The sequence below is a fragment of the Streptomyces sp. NPDC039430 genome (assembly GCF_055639435.1).
Genome location: NZ_JBVKAK010000009.1, coordinates 221,788 through 240,884, shown reverse-complemented (window position 1 = coordinate 240,884; position 19,097 = coordinate 221,788). Strand labels below are relative to the sequence as shown.

Sequence of the window (19,097 nt, the reverse complement as noted above, 5' to 3'; positions counted from 1 at the left end):
TGGAATGGATGGTGTGGGTGGTATGGGCGGTCACGAGGACGAGATCGAGGCCGTGCGGCGGTTCCGGGAGCGGACAGGGCTCCCGGGCCTCGTCGACGTACATACGCACTTCATGCCGGAGCGGGTCCTCAGGAAGGTCTGGGCCTACTTCGACGCCGCCGGTCCGCTCATCGGGCGGGAGTGGCCCATCTCCTACCGGCGGGAGGAGGCCGAACGCGTCGCCCTGCTGCGCGCGTTCGGTGTGCGGGCGTACACCTCGATGCTCTATCCGCACAAGCCGGGGATGGCGGAGTGGCTGAACGGCTGGGCCGCCGGGTTCGCGGCCCGTACGCCGGACTGTCTGCGGACGGCCACGCTCTTCCCGGAGGACGGCGTCGAGGCGTACGTACGTGAGGCCGTCGAGGGCGGCGCGGGAGCGGGCGGCGCGGGAGCCGGCGGTGAAGGGGCCGGCGGCGCGGGAGTCGGGGGCGCGGGGGGCGGCGGCGCCCGGATCTTCAAGTCGCATCTCCAGGTGGGCGCGTACGACCCGAACGACGAGCGGCTCGACCGGGTCTGGGGGCTGCTCGCCGAGGCCGCCGTCCCGGTGGTGATGCACTGCGGCTCCGGCCCCGCGCCCGGCAAGTACACCGGGCCCGAGCCGGTGGGGCGGCTGCTGGCGCGCCATCCCCGGCTGCGGCTGATCGTCGCGCATCTCGGGATGCCGGAGTACGTGGACTTCCTGGACCTCGCCGAGCGCTACGCGGAGGTCAGGCTGGACACGACCATGGCGTTCACGGACTTCAGCGAGGGCTTCGCGCCGTTCCCCGGAGAGGCGAGGGCGCGGCTGGCGGATCTGGGGGACCGGATCCTGCTGGGGACGGACTTCCCGAACATCCCCTATCCGTACGTCCATCAGCTGGAGGCCCTGGAGCGGCTCGGACTGGGGGACGCGTGGCTGCGGGCGGTCTGTTACGGGAACGGGGCCCGGCTCTTCGGGATCGACGGCGCCGCCCGGGGCCGCCAGGACCGGAAACCGGGCGATCCGGACGGGCGAGACATCGGGGACAGGGCGTAGGCCCTCGCCCGCGGCCGTTTCTCAGGGATTTCACAGGAAGCGGAAAGACCAATCTCAGAGGCCGTCCCCAGGGTGAACAGCATGACCATCACCTCGCCCCGGGGGCGCACCGAAATGCTCAGGCCGGACGGGAGCCCCGTCCGCGTGCTTGTCGTCGACGACGAGACCTCGCTCACCGAGCTGCTGTCCATGGCCCTGCGGTACGAGGGGTGGGAGGTGCGCAGCGCCGGTGACGGTATGGGCGCCATGCGTTCGGCGCGGGAGTTCCGGCCCGACGCGGTCGTACTGGACGTGATGCTGCCCGACATGGACGGGCTGGCGGTCCTGGGGCGGCTGCGCCGCGAACTGCCGCAGGTGCCGGTGCTCTTCCTCACCGCGAAGGACTCCGTGGAGGACCGGATCGCCGGGCTGACCGCGGGCGGTGACGACTATGTCACCAAGCCGTTCAGCCTGGAGGAGGTCGTGGCGCGGCTGCGCGGGCTGATCCGGCGGTCCGGCGCGGCGGCCGTGCGCAGTGAGTCGCTCCTGGTCGTGGGGGATCTGACGCTCGACGAGGACAGTCATGACGTCACCCGCGACGGGCAGTCCATCCATCTGACCGCGACCGAGTTCGAGCTGCTGCGCTATCTGATGCGTAATCCGCGCCGGGTGCTGAGCAAGGCGCAGATCCTGGACCGGGTGTGGTCGTACGACTTCGGCGGCCAGGCCAATGTCGTCGAGCTGTACATCTCCTATCTGCGGCGGAAGATCGACGCGGGGCGCGCGCCGATGATCCACACGCGGCGCGGGGCCGGGTATCTGATCAAGCCCGGTGAGCCCGGTGAGCCCGGTGAGCCCGGTGACGCCCCGCGATGAAGGGACGCTTGCGGGGGGCGACGAAGCGGACCCGGTCCTTGCGGAACCGGCTCGTCGTGTCGGCGGTCACGCTGATCGCGATCGTCGGGACGGTGATCGGGGCGGTCACGACGATCGCGTACCGCTCGTATCTGTACGGCCAGTTGGACGCGCAGGTGCAGGCCATCGCCAAGCGGGCCTCGGGACCGCCGCCGGGGAAGGCGGCGAACAACGCCGAGAACAGGCAGGGGGACGGCGCGAGGAGCGGCGCGGGGAACGGGCCGGGGAGCGGGGCGGGCAGCGGAGCAGGGAGCGGAGCGGGGAACGGGCCGGGGAACGGTACGGGCGAGGGCGACCGGCTGCCCGACGCCGCCCCCGAGAGCAGGGACCCGATGAAGATCGTCACGGGCGGCGGCGCGCCCGTGGGTACGGTCGGTGTCGAGCTGTCGGCCGACGGCTCCGTCGGCCGGGGGCTGATGAGCGCCCTGCAGGAGAACGAGAACACCTGGCCGCCGATCAGGGAGACGCCGCTCAGCGAAGCGCAGAAGGCGGCCATCGCGGCCGTACCGCGGGACGACGCGGCCCACACCGTCACGCTGCCCGAGGGCGCCGACTACCGGGTCCAGTACGTCGACGGCGTCAACGGCGCCTACCTCGTCGGTATACCGGCCGCCGAAGTGCAGGAGAGTCTCAACACCCTTGTGCTCGTGGAGATCTGTGTCACCGTCGCCGCGCTCGTCGCCGCCGGTATCGCGGGCAGTGCGCTCGTCGGCGTCGCGCTGCGGCCGCTCAGGCGCGTAGCCACGACCGCCACCCGGGTCTCCGAACTGCCGCTGCACAGCGGTGAGGTGGCCCCGCTCGTACGGGTCCCCGACGCCGAGGCGGATCCACGCACCGAGGTCGGGCAGGTCGGTGCGGCGCTCAACCGGATGCTGGGGCATGTCGGTTCCGCGCTCGCGGCCCGGCAGGAGAGCGAGACGCGGGTACGGCAGTTCGTCGCCGACGCCGGTCATGAGCTCCGTACGCCGCTCGCCTCCATCCGGGGGTACGCCGAGCTGACCCGGCGCGGGCGCGAGGAGACCGGCCCCGACACCCGGCGCGCGCTCGGACGTATCGAGGCCGAGGCGGAACGGATGACCGGCCTGGTCGAGGACCTGCTGCTGCTGGCGCGGCTCGATGCCGGACGCCCGCTCTCGTACGAGAGCACTGATCTCTCCCCTCTGGTCGTGGACGCGGTGAGCGATGCTCATGCCGCCGGGCAGGACCATCACTGGCGCCTTGAACTGCCCGAGCCGGATGAGCCCTCCGCCACGGTGTACGGCGATGCCTCCCGTCTCCATCAAGTGCTTGTCAATCTCCTCGCCAACGCCCGTACGCACACCCCGCCCGGCACCACCGTCACCGCGCGCGTCCGCAGAAACGACGGCGGGTACGCGGGCGTCGACGGACCGTGGGGCGGTCCGTGGAGCGGGCCGGGGTGCGGACCAAACGGCGGACCAAACGGCGGGCCGAGTGGCGGCGACGGGCCGTGCGACGCCGGGGCGTGCGACGCCGGGGCGGGCGGCGGATCCTCCGTCGTCCTCGAAGTGCGGGACGACGGCCCCGGCATCCCGCCCGACCTGCTGCCGCATGTCTTCGAACGCTTCGCACGCGGTGACGCGTCACGCTCGCGCGCGGCCGGCTCCACCGGCCTCGGCCTGGCGATCGTCCAAGCCGTCGTCACCGCGCATGGCGGGACCGTCGCCGTACAGAGCGTCCCCGGCCGGACCGTGTTCTCCGTACTCCTGCCCGGCCCGCCCACGCACGGGCAGGTCCACTCCTCACACGGGCAGGTCCACTCCTCACACCGGCAGCATCAGTCCCTGCGGCTGCCGTTGGGAACCGGCCGTGACTCACAGACGGGGCACAGCTTCACCACACTGCCGTGACAGCGCGCCTCGCGAATGTCGAGTCATGCGAACCGACACTTCATGGGGCACACTCCCGGCCCGGGAGCATCTCCCGGTCGAGGTGACCGAAGCCCCCGTACTTGACGTGACGATCCCCGTCTACAACGAGGAGCAGGACCTCGAACCATGTGTGCGGCGCCTGCACGAACACCTGGCCCGCACCTTCCCGTACAGCTTTCGCATCACGATCGCCGACAACGCCAGTACCGACCGGACCCCGCAGGTCGCGGCCCGACTCGACACCGAGATCCCGGAGGTACGGGCGTACCGCCTGGAGCAGAAGGGCCGGGGCAGGGCGCTCCGTACCGTGTGGTCCCACTCCGACGCGCCCGTCCTCGCCTATATGGACGTGGACCTGTCCACGGATCTCAACGCACTCCTCCCGCTCGTGGCGCCGCTGATCTCGGGCCACTCCGATTTGGCGATCGGGTCACGGCTGTCCCGTTCGTCACGGGTCGTACGCGGCCCCAAGCGCGAGTTCATCTCGCGGGCCTACAACCTCATCCTCAAGTCCTCTCTCTCCGCGCGCTTCAGCGACGCGCAGTGTGGGTTCAAGGCCATACGGCGTGACGTCGCCCAGCGGCTGCTGCCGATGGTCGAGGACACCGGGTGGTTCTTCGACACAGAGATGCTCGTGCTCGCCGAACGCGCCGGACTGCGGATCCATGAAGTCCCGGTGGACTGGATCGACGACCCCGACAGCACGGTCCATATCGTCAAGACCGCGGCCGAGGATCTCAAGGGCGTCTGGCGGGTGGGGCGGGCACTGGCGGTGGGCGCGCTGCCTCTGGACCGGCTGGCCAGGCCATTCGGGGATGACCCGAGAGACCGCCGGATCGGTGGGGTGCCCGGCGGACTCGCCCGGCAACTGGTCGGCTTCTGCTTCGTGGGCGCCCTGTCCACGCTCTTCTATCTTCTGCTCTATTCCGTCTTCCGTGCAACGGCGAGTCCACAACTCGCCAACGCCGGCGCCCTGCTGGTCTCCGCGATCGCCAACACCGCCGCCAACCGGAGGCTCACCTTCGGGGTGCGGGGCCGGGAGCGCGCCGTACGCCATCAGGCCCAGGGACTGGTCGTCTTCGCCATCGGACTCGCCCTGACCAGCGGTTCACTGGCGGCGCTCGACACGGCCACGGGCTCCCCCTCCCACTCCACCGAGCTGGCCGTGCTGATCGCCGCCAACCTCGCCGCGACGGTCCTGCGTTTCCTCCTGCTGCGCGCCTGGGTCTTCCCCGAGCGCCGTACGGACGATCTCCCGGCCCGCGACGCGGCTCCGGCCTCCGCGCCCGTCTCCGCCTCGGCGCCCGTCTCCGTTCCGGCCTCCGCGCCCGTCTCCGATACGGGCTCCGCGCCGGTCTTCGCTGCTGCCGACACCACCGACCACGACTCAAGGACCGCCTGATGACCATGACCCTTCAGCCCGACGGGCCTCCGGCGGCGGCGCGTCACCAGCGCCATCGCGCCGCCGGCCGCGCCCTCCGCTTCTGGCGGGGCAGGGCCGAGGACGCCAGTTGGGTACGCCCGGCCCTGCTCGCCGTCCTGCTGGTCGCCGGACTGCTTCAGTTGTGGCATCTGAGCGATTCCGGTTACGCCAACTCCTTCTATTCCGCCGCCGTCCAGGCGGGCAGCGAGAGCTGGAAGGCGTTCTTCTTCGGCTCGTCCGACGCGGGGAACTCCATCACCGTCGACAAGCCCCCGGCGGCGCTCTGGCCGATGGCCCTGTCCGTGCGGCTCTTCGGGCTCGGATCCTGGCAGATCCTGGTGCCCGAGGTACTGATGGGGCTCGGGACGGTAGCGGTGCTGTACGCCGCCGTACGCCGCCGCTTCAGCGCCGTCGCCGGACTGACGGCGGCCGTGGTGCTGGCGCTCACGCCCGTCGCCGTGATGATGTTCCGCTTCAACAACCCGGACGCGCTGCTCGCGCTGCTGATGACCACCGCCGTCTACTGCGTGCTGCGCGCGCTGGAGGCCGGCCGGACCAAGTGGCTGGTGTGGGCGGGGATCGCGATCGGCTTCGCGTTCCTGACCAAGACGCTCCAGGGGTTTCTGATCCTGCCGGCGCTGGCGCTGGTGTACGCGGTGTGCGCGCCCACGTCCGTACGGCGACGGCTCGGCCAGCTCGCGCTGGCCGGTCTCGCGCTCGTCGTCTCCGGCGGCTGGTGGGTCGCGATCGTGGAGCTGTGGCCCGCGTCCTCACGCCCGTACGTCGGCGGCTCCCAGACGAACTCCTTCCTCGAACTGACCTTCGGCTACAACGGCCTCGGCCGGATCAACGGCGAGGAGACCGGCAGCGTCGGCGGAGGAGGCGGGGGCGGAGGCGGTCGCGGCGGCGCGACCGGAATCGGCCGGATGTTCAGCGAGTCCATCGGCGGCCAGATCTCCTGGCTGCTCCCCGCCGCTCTGCTGCTGCTCGTCGTCGGACTCGTGGTGACCCGGCGGAGCGCGCGTACGGACACGGCCCGCGCGGCGTTTCTGGTGTGGGGCGGCTCGCTGCTGGTGACCCTCGCGGTCTTCAGCTTCATGGCCGGGATCTTCCACGAGTACTACACCGTGGCACTGGCGCCGTACGTCGCGGCTGTCATCGGCATGGGCGTCACCGTGTTGTGGGAGGAGCGCGCCGGGATCGCGGCGTCGGCGACGCTGGCGATCGCGGCGGCCGGGACGGCGGTGTGGGCGTACGTACTGCTCGGCCGGACTCCGGACTATGTGCCGTGGCTGCGCTGGGCGGTGCTGATCGGCGGTCTGCTGGCGGCGGTGGGACTGCTCGGCGCGAGCAGGCTGGGCCGGCCGCTCGCGCTCGCGGCGGCGGGTCTCGCGGTCGCGGCCTCGCTCGCCGGGCCACTCGCGTACACGCTGACCACGGTCAACACCGCGTACCGGGGCTCGATCATCACGGCGGGACCGGCCGTCGCGCGGGGTGGCGGCGGCTTCGGCGGTGGCGGCGGGCCTCGTTTCGCCGGTGGTGCCGGTGGTGCCGGTGAGGCCGGGACGGTGCTTCCCGGCCAGCAGGCAGCGGGCCAGGCCCCACAGGGCCAGGGACAGGGGCAGGCACAAGGCCAGGGCCAGGGCCAGAGGCAGCGTCAAGGGCAGGGCCAGGGGCAGGGCCAGGCGCAGGGGCAGGCGCAGGGGCAGGGACAAACCCCGGTCGCGGGCGGCGGGCCCCAGCTGCCTCCGAACGGCGCGCTGCCTGAGGGTGGCCAGGGCGGTATGGGCGGCAGGGGCGGCGGAGGTGGTGGAGGCGGCATGGGCGGCCTCCTCAACGGCCAGTCCGTCAGCTCCGAGGCCGAGGCCGCGCTCAAGAAGGACGCGTCCGACTACACCTGGGTCGCCGCGACCATCGGCTCCCAGAACGCGGCCAGCTACCAACTCGCCACCGAGAAGCCCGTCATGGCGATCGGCGGCTTCAATGGCAGCGATCCGTCCCCGACCCTCGACCAGTTCAAGCAGTACGTCGCGGACGGGAAGATCCACTACTTCCTGTCGAGCGGCGAGGGCGAGAGCGGTGGCGCCGGCAGCGGTGGCGGCACTGGAGTCGAGGGTGGGGGAGGCGGTGGCGGCGGCCGAGGCGGCGGCTTCGGCGGTTCCAACTCCGCGATCTCCACCTGGGTGGAGTCCACCTTCAAGAAGGTCACCGTGGACGGCGCGACCCTCTACGACCTGACCCAGGAGGCCTGACAGGTCTGTCCGGCACGGTCCCGGCGGGCAGGGAACCGTCTCGGCGAGGCCCCCAGCCGGCCGGCACCCGGCAGGTCGGCACTCGGTGGGCCGGCGCCGGTAGGCCGGCACTCGGTGGGCCGGCACCCGCTGGCGGAAAGAGAAGCTATACGACGTAAAGGAGGCTCTTGTACGGTGTACAGCGACTGTTCCTGTACACCGTACAAGGAGTCCTCATGACGGCGACAGCCGCCGAGCACCACACCGCCCCCGCACGACACCCGCAGCGCTGGCTGATCCTCGGTGTCATCTGTCTCGCCCAGCTCACCGTGCTGCTCGACAACACCGTCCTCGGTGTCGCGATCCCGTCCCTCACCCGTGAACTGCACGCCTCCACCGCCGACATCCAGTGGATGATCAACGCCTACTCCCTGGTCCAGTCGGGCCTGCTGCTCACCGCGGGCAACGCCGCCGACCGGTACGGCCGCAAGAAACTGCTGATCGTGGGTCTCGTACTGTTCGGGATCGGCTCGCTGGCCGCCGGACTCGCCCAGTCCAGCGGCCAGTTGATCGCGGCCCGCGCCGGAATGGGCGTCGGGGGCGCGCTGCTGATCACCACGACCCTCGCCGTCGTGGTCCAGCTGTTCGACGACACCGAGCGCGTGAGGGCGATCGGTATCTGGTCGACCGTCAACTCCGTCGGCTGGGCCGCCGGTCCGCTGATCGGCGGGGCCATGCTCGACCACTTCTGGTGGGGAGCGATCTTCCTGATCAACATCCCGGTCGCGGTGCTCGGAGTGATCGCGGTCGTCGCGCTCGTACCGGAGTCGAAGAGCAAGGAGGGCGACCGTCCTGATCTGCTCGGCGCGCTGCTCTCCACCATCGGCATGACCGCCGTCGTCTACGCGATCATCTCGGGGCCCGACCACGGCTGGCACTCCGGTCAGGTGCTGGTCTCGGCCTCCCTCGGCCTGCTCGTTCTCGGCCTGTTCGTCCTCTGGGAGCTGCGCGTCCCGTATCCGATGCTGGACATGCACTTCTTCCGCGACCAGCGCTTCGTCGGGGCGGTTGCGGGGGCCATCCTGGTCTCCTTCGGGATGACCGGATCGCTCTTCCTGCTGACCCAGCATCTTCAGTTCGTACTGGGCTACGGGCCGTTGGACGCCGGTCTGCGTACCGCGCCGCTCGCGGTCAGCGTCGTCGTCCTGAACCTCGTGGGCGTCGGCGCGCTGGCCGTGCGCAAGCTGGGCACCCCGGGCACCATCGCGCTCGGCATGGTCCTGGTGTCCGCCGGGCTCGCCGCGATCGCGGTGCTCGGCGCCCATGGGTACGGCGGGATGCTTCTCGGCCTGGTCGTGATGGGCGCGGGTGTCGCCCTCTCCATGCCGGCCATGGCGAACGCCATCATGAGCGCGATCCCGCCGGAGAAGGCGGGGGTCGGCGCGGGCATCAACGGCACGCTGGGCGAGTTCGGCAACGGTCTCGGGGTCGCCGTCCTGGGCGCCGTGCTCAACTCCCGCTTCGCCGCGCTCGTCCCGGCGGCGGTGGGGGGCGCCTCGCTGCCTGCCGCGCTCGCGGCGGCGGACGGGGAGGGGGAGCGGCTGAGCATCTCCGACGCGTTCGCGTCGAGCCTGGAGACGAGCCAGCTGGTCGGGGCCGTGGCCGTGCTGGTGGGCGGTCTGCTGGCCGCGCTGCTGTTGCGCAGGGCCGAGCGCGCGAGGCCCACGCCGGGGGGCCCGGGAGCCCCTGGTGCCCCGGGAGCCGCTGGCGCCTCGGGTTTTTCGCCGGGCGCTTCGTCGGCCTCGCCGTCCGGGTCCCGGCCCAGGTCCACGTCCGGGTCTTCGTCCGGGTCCGCGTCCGGGTCTCCGGCCGGATCCGCGTCCGGCGCCTCGTCGGACTCCGTGTCGGGAGCGGCATAGCATCGGAAGAGCGGCAGGCGTCCGGGCTCCCGCTATCGATGACCTGGTCGTCGCCGGCGGGGCTTGGCCGGCCGGGAGCCCGAGCCGGCCAAGAAAGCGGAGTCCGGCCGAAGCCCGGCCGACGGGAACCGAGGAGGCTCACCCATGGTGCCGGAAGCCGATCGCGACAAGCGGCCGACCCGTACCAGCGTATGGCTGGAGGGCAAGCCCGCGGGCCGCGGCCGCAGAAGCGAGAACTCGGACCATCCCGCCGGCCTGGACCGCGACCGCATAACAGCAGTCTCGGTACGGCTCCTCGACGCGGAGGGCCCGGCGAAGTTCTCCATGCGGCGGCTGGCCGCGGAGCTGGGGGTGACCGCCATGTCCCTCTACTGGTACGTCGACACCAAGGACGACCTCCTCGAACTCGCCCTGGACTCCGTCTTCGGCGAGGTCCTGGTCCCCGATATGACGGACGAGGACGCCGACTGGCGCGACCAGCTGCGCGAACTGGCCACCAGCTACCGGGCGGTGCTGGTCAGGCACCACTGGGTCTCGCCGCTCGTCGGCAGATATCTGAACATCGGCCCGCACTCGATGGCCTTCTCGGCGGCCGTCCAGACCGTCATGGACAGGACGGGCCTGGCGCCGCACGACCGGATGGGCGGGCTGTCCGCGGTCTTCCAGTTCGTCTACGGATTCGGCACGATCGAGGGCCACTTCGTACAGCGCTGCGCCGACGCCGGGCTGAGCCAGGACGAGTACTTCCGGCAGGCGATGGGCGCGATCAACGAACAGCCGCGGTTCCAGGAATCGTTCGAGAGCGCGGACGAACTGATGGAGGCGCGTGGCGGCGATACGGTGGCGGAGATGCGCCAACGCGACTTCACGTTCGCGATCGAGCTGCTCATCGCGGGCATCGAGACGATGCGGGATCGCGACCGGGCCGCCGCCGCGCCCCGTGCCGCTCCGGAGGACGGACCCGGCGCCGAGCCGGAGGACGGACCCGGCGCCGAGCCCGGAGGACGGGCTCCGCGACGCGAGCGGGCATAGCCCCCGGGAGGCAGGCGGGCACGGACGACTCCGCGACACGGGCGGGCACGGACGACTCCGGGACGCGGGCGGGTACGAGGCCCGCGACGCGAGCGGGTACGGTGCCCGGGAAGTGAGGGGCACGGGCCCGGGACGCACAGCCGGTACGGGCCCGCGACGCGAGGGGCACGGGGCCCGGGACGGAGCCCCATGCCCGGGGACTACGAGACGAGACGGGCCGGGAAGCCGCCGGTGGCGAGTGGACTCCAGCGCTCCGGGGTGATCCGGATGATGGACTTCCCCTGCTTCACCATCGCCTCCCGGTACTCGTCCCAGTCGGGGTGCTCGCCCGCGATGTTCCGGTAGTACTCGACCAGCGGCTCGACCGACTCCGGGGAGTCGATCACCTCGGCCGTACCGTCGACCTGGACCCACGGGCCGTTCCAGTCGTCCGACAGAACGATCACGCTCACCCGCTCGTCCCGCTTGGCGTTCCGCGTCTTGGCGCGCTCGGGGTACGTGGAGACGACGATCCGGCCCGAGTCGTCGACCCCACAGGCGAGCGGCGAGCCCTGCGGCCGGCCGTCGGAACGGGTGGTCAGCAGGATCGCGCGGTGCCTGGGGCGTACGAACTCCAGCAGCCCGGCGAGGTCAACGGCCGTATTCGTTGCGATATTCGATGCCATGCCGCGCAGCCTACGACCTGGGAGCCCGCCCGCCGCGAACCCCCCGCCGCGAACCCCCCGCCGCGAACCCCCCGCCGCGAACCCCCCGCCACGAACCCCCCGCCACGAACCATGCCCCTCGCGCGAGCCGCCGCGAACCACCCACTGCCCACTCCCTCTCGCCCGAGTTGCCCCCCGCCCCGCGATCACACACCCGGCAGGCTCTCGCCCTGTACCGCCTGGATGTCCAGCTCCACCCGCAGCGTCGTCCCGATCGCGGAGATCCCCGCCTGCACCACCTGGTTGTAGTTCATGGCGAAGTCCTCCCGGTGCAGTTCCGTGGTCGCGCGGAAGGCCGCCCGTACCCCGCCCCACGGGTCGGGCCCGGTGCCCAGGTAGCTCAGGTCCAGGTCCACTTCGCGTACGACCCCGTGCAGCGACAGCTGTCCGTGCACGGTCCAGCGGTCCGGGCCCGCCGGAGTCAGCCCCGTACTGCTGTACGTGATCTCCGGGAAGCGCTCCACGTCCAGGAAGTCGGGCGACTTGAGGTGCTTGTCCCGCAGCGCGTTGCCGGTGTCGATGCTCGCCGCGCTGATGACCGCGTCGACGCGCGACGCCTCAACTCCGAACGCGCCGCCCGCGCCCCCCGAGGCACCCGCGCTCCCCGCGCTCCCCGTGCCCGCCGCACCCGCCGTACCCTCCGCGATCTCGATCCGTCCGCCGAACTCCGTGAACCTCCCGCGCACGCTGGAGATCCCCAGGTGCTGGGCCACCGCGCTCACCGCGGAATGCGCCGGATCCAGGCTCCAGGCGCCCGGTGGCGGCAGTTCGACCCCGCCCTGCCTGGCGAGGATGACCGTGCCCAGCTCGGCACGCCCGCTCGCCGTGACCAGCGCCGTGGAGGCGACGGGCGCGTAGCCGACGGCCGTCACGACGACGGTGTACGGGCCCGGCGCCAGCGCCGCGTCGGTCCGTACCGAGCCGTTCTCGTCGGCGTCCTGCCGCAGCACCTGCGTACCGCTCATATCGGTCATGGTCACGACCGCGTGCTGTACGGCCCAGCCGTCCCGCGTCCGTACCTGTCCGCGAAGTCCCATTCCGCCCGTCCCGCCCATCCCGTTTCTCTCTCCCTCGTCCCTCGGTCAGTCCCACAAAGAGCCGGGCCCCGGCCGGGGTGCGACGACAGGCCGTCCCCTGCCCACCGCCGCCCCCGCAACCGGAGCCCGTTTCCGCACCCGACCGGCGCGCCGCCCGCTACAAGCGCCGCGCGGTCCGGGGGGTTTCGACTACTCGCCGGGGTGGGCGAGTTCGATGTCGTGGCCGTCGACCCCGCGGCCGGTGACCGTCAGCGAGCCCGCCACCGGCGGGTAGCCGGTCGCGATGACCGTGTACTCGCCGGAGTCCAGGTCGGCGAAGGCGTACGCCCCGTCCTCGCCGGTCGTCGCCGTCGCGACCACGTTTCCGGCCGCGTCGACCAGCGTCACCCGGGCGTCATGCGCCGGGCGGCGGGCCGCGCCCGCCCTGACCGTGCCCTGCACCAGGGCGCCGGAGAGGAGGACCGCCTCGACACGGGTGACGCCCTGGCCGCCTATCTCCACCGGCAGGGCCAGCGGGCGGTAGCCAGTCGCGTTCACCGCGACGGTCACATATCCGGGGACCAGCTCACTGAAGCCGAACTCGCCCTGCTCGGACGACTTCCCGGTGGCCAGCACATCGCCGCGCACATCGGTCACGATCACCATCGCGCCCTCGACCGGGTACCCGCCGTCCGCGGCGCGCACCACCCCGGTGAGGCCGCTCGTACCGGAGAGCAGGATGTCGTACGAGAGCGGTCCGTCCCCGACGACCACCGTGGACGCCTGCGGCTGGAAGCCGTCGGCGGAGGCGATCAGTACGTACGAGCCGGCGCCCGGCGCGTCCAGGACATAGCCGCCGTCGGACTGGGCGACCGAGCGGGCCAGCTGGCGCCCGGCCAGGGATATCAGGGTGACGGCGGCGCGGGGCACCGGCGTGCCCTCGGAACCGAGCACCACACCCTGTACGGCGGTGCCCGGCGCGGATGCCGCCGCGAACGGTGATCCAGCCGATTCGGCCGGTCCAGCTGCCATGGTCCCTCCAGAAGCCGCTGTCATCCCGGAGCCCGCCATTCCGGAGCCCGCCATTCCGGGGCCCGCCATTCCAGACCCCGCCATTCCAGACCCCCTCGCCGCGGGTACCGCCGCCACCTCGGGTATCGCGGATATCGCGGGTATCTCGGCGGTCGTCGCGACAGGCCCGGTCGGCGCGGCGGTAGCCGCCACCTCCGCGGTCTCCCCGCCGGCGCGCGTCTTCAGCGCGACCTCCTTGATGAACAGCGTCAGCAGCAGCGCGATCAGCGCGGCCGGTGCCGAGTAGAGGAAGACATCGCCGACGCCGTGGCCGTACGCCACCTCCATGACCTGCCGCATCGGGGCGGGCAGCGTGTCCAGGTTCGGGATGCCGCCGCCACCGGTGCCGCCATGGCCCAGGGCCGCGCCCTGCGGGCCGAGGTCGGCCAGCCCCTCCTTGACGTAGTGCGTGACCCGGTTGCCCAGCACCGCGCCCAGCGCCGAGACACCGACCGCACCGCCCAGCGAGCGGAAGAAGGTGACGGTGGAGCTGGCGGCGCCGAGGTCCTCGGGCGAGACCTGGTTCTGTGTGCACAGGACCAGGTTCTGCATCATCATGCCGACGCCGAGACCCATCAGCGCCATGTAGATCGCCATGTGCCAGTACGGGGTGTCGTACCGCAGGGTGCCCAGCAGCCCGAGCCCGGCCGTCACCAGCACACCACCGCTGACCAGCCAGATCTTCCAGCGTCCCGTCTTGGTGATGATCATGCCGGAGACGGTGGAGGAGATGAACAGACCACCGATCATCGGGATGGTCATGACACCGGACATCGTCGGCGACTTGTCGCGGGCCAGCTGGAAGTACTGGCTGAAGAAGACCGTGCCGGCGAACATCGCGATACCGACGAAGAGCGAGGCCAGCGAGGCCAGCGTGATCGTGCGGTTGCGGAAGAGCCGCAGCGGGATGATCGGCTCGCGCGCCTTCGACTCGACGAGGATGAACACGGCGCCGAGCAGAACCGATCCGCCGACCATCGCGTACGTCTGCCACGAGATCCAGTCGTACTTGTTGCCCGCGAAGGTGACCCAGACCAGCAGCAGCGAGACGGCCGCGCTGATGAAGAAGGCGCCGAACCAGTCGACCTTGACTCCTTCGCGCTTGACGACCGGGAGCTTGAGGGTCTTCTGGAGGACGATCAGCGCGATGACGGCGAACGGGACGCCGACGTAGAAGCACCAGCGCCAGCCCAGCCACGAGGTGTCGGTGATGACGCCGCCGAGCAGCGGACCGCCGACGGTGGCGACGGCGAAGGTCGCGCCGAGGTAGCCGCTGTACCGGCCGCGCTCGCGCGGGGCGATCATCGCGGCCATGACGATCTGGGCGAGGGCGGAGAGACCGCCGACGCCGATGCCCTGGAACACCCGGCAGGCGATCAGCATCCCGGCGTTCTGCGAGAGGCCGGCCACGATCGAGCCCGAGACATAGATGATCAGGGCTATCTGAACCAGGAGCTTCTTGCTGAAGAGGTCGGAGAGCTTGCCCCACAGCGGGGTGGTCGCCGTCATCGCCAGCAGCGACGCGGTCACCACCCAGGTGTAGGCGCTCTGTCCGCCGCCCAGGTCGGAGATGATCTCCGGCAGGGCGTTGGAGACGATCGTCGACGACAGGATCGCGACGAACATGCCCAGAAGCAGCCCGGAGAGCGCCTCCATGATCTGACGGTGTGTCATCGGCGCGCCGCTCGCGGAGGCGGGGGCGCCGCCTCCGTGCTTGGCGTGGCCGCCCCGCACACCCGCTGGTGTGGTCGTAGCCATTGAATTCCTTGTCTTACGTCTCTTGCCGCATGGGTGTACGGGTGTACGAATCTTGGTAACGCCAGTCCCGGCAGTCGCCGAAGCTGCTGCGCAGCCGCTCCAGCATCGTGACCAGCTGCCCGACCTCGTCGTCGGTCCAGTCGTCGAGCGTGCGCGCGAACATCTCCGTCGTCCGCCGGGCGAGCTCGTCGATCAGCTCCTGGCCCGCCGGGGTGAGCCGCAGGATGCGGGAGCGCTTGTCCGCGGGGTCGGGGGACCGTTCGATCCAGCCGCGCTCGGCGGCGTGGGCGACATGCCTGCTGGTCACCGACATGTCGACGGCGAGCAGCTCGGCGAGGCGGCTCATCCGCATCTCGCCGTGCCGGTCGAGCAGGGTCAGTACGGCGGCGGTGCCGGCCGGGCACTCGGCGGGCAGGATGCGCGCCAGCCCCCGTTTGACGGCGCCGATGGCACTGATCTGTCGGGCCAGCTCCGCGTACTGACTGTGTGCTGCGGCCATGGGCCCTCCCGACATCTTGTTGCTTGGGGCAACCATAGAACCATAGAAGCCGTTGGTTGCTGCAGGCAAACGAAATCGGGCCGAGTGGAGTAAAGGAACCCAAAAGGCTTTGCATGGGCGAAGTCAATGACCGGCGCGGTGGACAGGACGGCGGGCGGGCGGCGGACGGGGCGGCGCCAGATCAGTCAGCGGCGGGCCCGGCGTTGGACGGGATCCGCGCGTTCGCTAGGGTCCTGGCGTATGGCACACAACCCCCATGCCCCGCAGGGCCCCGAGGGCAATCCCGACCCCGCGGGCAGCACCCAGATGTTCCGTGCGTTCGTCGACGACGGCGAGCCGCAGCGCCGGCAGGCGCCGCCCCAGCAGAGCGGGCCGAAGGTCGGAGTGATCGTCGGCGTGGTCGCGGCCGTCGTGGTTCTGGCCGTGGTGGCCTGGCTGGCCTTCGCCTGACGCTTCCTCGTCTCCGCATCGCGGGTCGTCTCCGAGTGCCGGGTCATTCCCGGCTCCCAGGTCGTTCCCGTACGTCGGGTCGTTCCCGTACCTACGGTCGTCTCCGAACCCCGCCCGCGACATCGCCCGAGAACGGGCGAGGGGCGGGGTCCGCGGGCCTCAGTCCGAGATCAGCCCTTCCCGCAGCTGCGCGAGCGTACGGGTCAGCAGCCGCGAGACATGCATCTGGGAGATGCCCACCTCTTCGCCGATCTGCGACTGGGTCATGTTCGCGAAGAACCGGAGCATGATGATCTGCCGCTCGCGAGGCGGCAGTTTGGCGAGGAGCGGCTTGAGCGACTCGCGGTACTCGACGCCCTCAAGCGCCATGTCCTCGTAGCCGAGCCGGTCCGCGAGCGAGCCCTCCCCGCCGTCGTCCTCCGGAGAGGGCGAGTCCAGCGAGGAAGCGGTGTACGCGTTGCCGACCGCGAGGCCGTCGACCACGTCCTCCTCCGACACGCCCAGTACGGTGGCGAGTTCGGGGACGGTCGGCGAACGGTCGAGCTTCTGCGCCAGCTCGTCGCTGGCCTTCGTCAGCGCGAGCCGCAACTCCTGGAGCCGGCGCGGCACCCGCACCGACCACGAGGTGTCCCGGAAGAACCGTTTGATCTCGCCGACGACGGTCGGCATCGCGAACGTCGGGAATTCCACGCCGCGTTCGCAGTCGAACCGGTCGATCGCCTTGATCAGGCCGATGGTGCCGACCTGGACGATGTCCTCCATCGGCTCGTTACGGCTGCGGAACCGGGCCGCCGCGTAACGCACCAGCGGCAGATTCAGCTCGATGAGGGTGTCACGTACGTAGGTGCGCTCCGGGCTGTCCTGATCGAGCACGGCGAGCCGCAGGAACAGGGAGCGGGACAGAGTGCGGGTGTCGATGGCTTCCGGCTGGGACACACGCGGCTGGACCACGTGGTCGAGAGCATCGGGCGCGGGAGCGCTCTTTGTGAGCGTGAGCACCTTCGAGCTGCCCTGTTCTACGGACATGCCACCCCCTTGAGGTCGCGGACGGTCGCGTCGGCCGCTCCCGTCGGTGGAACGCAGCCTCCACCTGAATACCGGAGCCGGGACTGCGGCAAACGCGGTTCCAGCAGAATGTCACATGTCGGCAACACGCTGTAGTGACATGTCGACAAGTAAGCGCTGAATCCGCCCTGGAAAGAGGGGGTGTGGGGCTTTTCGGACCGTGAAGGGGAGTCGAAGTGGGTCTACCCCTGAGGGTTACGCCTCGATCCGATTTGCGGATCGCAGTCGTGCAAAGCTTCGGGCCAGAAGCCTTGACACGTGCATCTGGGAAACCCCCAATTCCTGACTGATCTGCGACTGCGTCAGGTTGTTGTAGTAGCGCAGCATCAGGATCCGCTGTTCCCTCTCGGGCAGCTGTACGAGCAGATGCCGCACCAGATCGCGGTGCTCGACCCCGGCCAGCGCCGGGTCCTCGTAGCCGAGCCTGTCCAGCAGGCCCGGCAGTCCGTCGCCCTCCTGGGCGGCCTCCAGCGAGGTCGCGTGGTACGAGCGCCCCGCCTCGATGCAGGCCAGTACCTCGTCCTCGGAGATCTTCAGCCGCTCGGCGATCTCGGCGGTGGTGGGGGAGCGGCCGTGGGCCGTCGTCAGGTCCTCTGTCGCGCCGGTGACCTGTACCCACAGCTCGTGCAGCCGCCGCGGGACATGGACCGTCCGGACATTGTCCCGAAAGTAGCGTTTGATCTCGCCGACGACGGTCGGCATCGCGAAGGTCGGGAACTGCACCCCGCGGTCCGGGTCGAACCGGTCGATGGCGTTGATCAGACCGATCGTGCCGACCTGGACGACATCCTCCATGGGCTCGTTACGGCTGCGGAACCGGGCCGCCGCGTAGCGCACCAGCGGCAGATTCGCCTCGATGAGCGCTCCGCGTACCCGGGTGTGTTCCTCGCTGCCCGGTTCCAGCCCCTTCAGCTCGGCGAAGAGGACCTGGGTCAGTGCCCTGGTGTCCGCGCCGCGGCTCTGCGCCGCGGGGCGGGGCTCGGTCTCGATCTGGGGCAGCAGTTGAGGCGTAGTACTGGCCGGCACGGTGACGCCACCCCTTTGCGGTCGACTACGTCAACTCATCCGTCAAAAGCGGTCATAGCATCACAAGACATGTCCACTGTGTGCAAGCACCTGAAAAAACCGTGTTGACGGCAAGATGGAGCAATAAACCCAAAAACCCCACACCGAATGGGTGTGGGGCGAGGAGGCGGACGGCTCAGAACTCGTAGTCGGCGATCACCCAGGTGGCGAATTCACGCCACTGTGCGACGCCCGCCTGGTGCGCGGGGTGGTCCAGGTAGCGCTGGAGCGCGGCGTGGTCGGCGACCGCCGCGTTGATGGCGAAGTCATAGGCGATCGGGCGGTCGCTGATGTTCCAGGCGCACTCCCAGACCTCCAGCTCGGGCACCTGCCCGTCGAGCTCCTTGAAGGCCTTCACCCCCGCGACGACGCGCGGCTCCTCACGCGAGACACCCTCATTGAGCTTGAAGAGGACCAGGTGGCGGATCACGGGCACTCCTTGGGGGACGCGGAGAAGAGACAGAGGGGGTGCGTGCGGGGCCGTGGCCGTGGCCGAGTGTCGATCAGTTGATGAGCTCGGACATGAACTCGCCCACACCCTGGGCGGCGCTCGATATGCCCTCGAACCCTACCTGGACAAGATCGGCGGCCCTGGCAGGCGACGTGATGATCGTGTACAGCACGAAGACGGCGACCGCGTACAGCACGATCTTTCTCGCTTGCCCCATCCGCCACTTCCTCCCCTGTCTTCCCAGTGCGGTCGCGCGTGAGTCTAACCGTATGAACGCCAGTGCCCGGAGGCCGTTCTCGTCGCTCCTCGTCGCTCGCGTGGTGCAAATCGATCAGGAGTTCTGGTTGGCGAGCGTAACGGGATCGGCGGGACCGTTGGAAGATCGGTGTGAATGTGCGGTGGCGGCGTTCGGACGGTCGGCTGAACCAGGGTGGCGAATCGCCGATCGGCAAGCCGGCCGCCGGCGGCGTACGGCTCCGCCGCGTTTCCCCCCCCCCCCCCCCCCCCCCCCCCCCCCCCCGCCAAACCCCCCCCTCCCCCCCCACCCCCCCCTCCTTCCCTCCCCCCCCCCGCACC

At 70.7% G+C, this 19,097-nt stretch carries 16 protein-coding genes; 8 read left to right on the top strand and 8 right to left on the bottom strand.

Annotated elements, in window-relative coordinates:
* The first annotated feature begins 22 nt into the window (after positions 1-22).
* The 7 genes from ACZ7LS_RS23505 to ACZ7LS_RS23475 all read left to right on the top strand — a co-directional run bounded on the left by ACZ7LS_RS23505 (position 23) and on the right by ACZ7LS_RS23475 (position 10,442).
* Positions 23-1,054 (top strand): amidohydrolase family protein, encoded by a 1,032-nt coding sequence (locus ACZ7LS_RS23505; RefSeq protein WP_385130983.1) that lies wholly within the window; start codon positions 23-25, stop codon positions 1,052-1,054.
* Positions 1,055-1,135: 81 nt separating this feature from the next.
* Positions 1,136-1,909 (top strand): response regulator transcription factor, encoded by a 774-nt coding sequence (locus ACZ7LS_RS23500; protein WP_385130777.1) that lies wholly within the window; start codon positions 1,136-1,138, stop codon positions 1,907-1,909.
* A complete protein-coding gene (locus tag ACZ7LS_RS23495) occupies positions 1,906-3,816 on the top strand; it encodes a sensor histidine kinase (RefSeq protein WP_385130774.1) in 1,911 nt (636 codons plus the stop codon). The genes ACZ7LS_RS23500 and ACZ7LS_RS23495 overlap by 4 nt, the downstream gene beginning before the upstream one ends.
* 25 nt (positions 3,817-3,841) lie before the next feature.
* The gene (locus ACZ7LS_RS23490; protein WP_385130771.1) at positions 3,842-5,239 is read left to right on the top strand and encodes a bifunctional glycosyltransferase family 2/GtrA family protein; all 1,398 of its coding nucleotides are present in this window, start codon (positions 3,842-3,844) and stop codon (positions 5,237-5,239) included.
* A complete protein-coding gene (locus ACZ7LS_RS23485; protein WP_385130769.1) occupies positions 5,239-7,512 on the top strand; it encodes an ArnT family glycosyltransferase in 2,274 nt (757 codons plus the stop codon). Before ACZ7LS_RS23490 ends, ACZ7LS_RS23485 begins: the two co-directional genes overlap by 1 nt.
* A 215-nt stretch (positions 7,513-7,727) precedes the next feature.
* Complete coding sequence (locus ACZ7LS_RS23480) at positions 7,728-9,410, top strand: MFS transporter (RefSeq protein WP_385130766.1); 1,683 nt, start codon at positions 7,728-7,730, stop codon at positions 9,408-9,410.
* 144 nt (positions 9,411-9,554) lie between these two features.
* Positions 9,555-10,442 carry a TetR/AcrR family transcriptional regulator gene (locus ACZ7LS_RS23475; RefSeq protein ID WP_382522655.1) on the top strand — a complete coding sequence of 296 codons (888 nt, stop codon included), beginning with the start codon at positions 9,555-9,557 and terminating at the stop codon, positions 10,440-10,442.
* A gap of 200 nt (positions 10,443-10,642) precedes the next feature.
* Here ACZ7LS_RS23475 and ACZ7LS_RS23470 read toward each other — a convergent pair whose 3' ends face one another.
* The 4 genes from ACZ7LS_RS23470 to ACZ7LS_RS23455 form a co-directional block, all read right to left on the bottom strand.
* The gene (locus ACZ7LS_RS23470; protein ID WP_382522658.1) at positions 10,643-11,107 is read right to left on the bottom strand and encodes a PPOX class F420-dependent oxidoreductase; all 465 of its coding nucleotides are present in this window, start codon (positions 11,105-11,107) and stop codon (positions 10,643-10,645) included.
* A 185-nt stretch (positions 11,108-11,292) separates the two neighbouring features.
* Positions 11,293-12,183: a YceI family protein gene (locus ACZ7LS_RS23465; RefSeq protein WP_385130763.1), complete on the bottom strand. Its 891-nt coding sequence runs from the start codon at positions 12,181-12,183 to the stop codon at positions 11,293-11,295.
* A 189-nt stretch (positions 12,184-12,372) separates the two neighbouring features.
* Positions 12,373-14,907, bottom strand: a complete 2,535-nt coding sequence (locus ACZ7LS_RS23460) for an MFS transporter (protein WP_469448899.1) — start codon at positions 14,905-14,907, stop codon at positions 12,373-12,375.
* Positions 14,908-15,004: 97 nt separating this feature from the next.
* The gene (locus ACZ7LS_RS23455) at positions 15,005-15,490 is read right to left on the bottom strand and encodes a MarR family winged helix-turn-helix transcriptional regulator (protein ID WP_382522667.1); all 486 of its coding nucleotides are present in this window, start codon (positions 15,488-15,490) and stop codon (positions 15,005-15,007) included.
* A gap of 240 nt (positions 15,491-15,730) precedes the next feature.
* Between ACZ7LS_RS23455 and ACZ7LS_RS23450 the strand changes: the two genes are divergently transcribed.
* Positions 15,731-15,940, top strand: coding sequence for a hypothetical protein (locus ACZ7LS_RS23450; RefSeq protein WP_129767389.1), 210 nt, complete (start codon positions 15,731-15,733; stop codon positions 15,938-15,940).
* Positions 15,941-16,099: 159 nt separating this feature from the next.
* On the opposite strand, the gene ACZ7LS_RS23445 is transcribed toward ACZ7LS_RS23450, so the two are convergent.
* The 4 genes from ACZ7LS_RS23445 to ACZ7LS_RS23430 form a co-directional block, all read right to left on the bottom strand.
* Positions 16,100-16,966, bottom strand: coding sequence for an RNA polymerase sigma factor SigF (locus ACZ7LS_RS23445; protein WP_382522671.1), 867 nt, complete (start codon positions 16,964-16,966; stop codon positions 16,100-16,102).
* A 234-nt stretch (positions 16,967-17,200) separates the two neighbouring features.
* Entirely contained in the window at positions 17,201-18,031 is an 831-nt protein-coding gene (locus ACZ7LS_RS23440; RefSeq protein ID WP_382522674.1) for an RNA polymerase sigma factor SigF, read from the bottom strand.
* 175 nt (positions 18,032-18,206) lie between these two features.
* The gene (locus tag ACZ7LS_RS23435) at positions 18,207-18,500 is read right to left on the bottom strand and encodes a Dabb family protein (protein ID WP_382522677.1); all 294 of its coding nucleotides are present in this window, start codon (positions 18,498-18,500) and stop codon (positions 18,207-18,209) included.
* 73 nt (positions 18,501-18,573) lie between these two features.
* Positions 18,574-18,738 carry a hypothetical protein gene (locus tag ACZ7LS_RS23430; protein WP_165371796.1) on the bottom strand — a complete coding sequence of 55 codons (165 nt, stop codon included), beginning with the start codon at positions 18,736-18,738 and terminating at the stop codon, positions 18,574-18,576.
* Positions 18,739-19,097 lie beyond the last annotated feature (359 nt).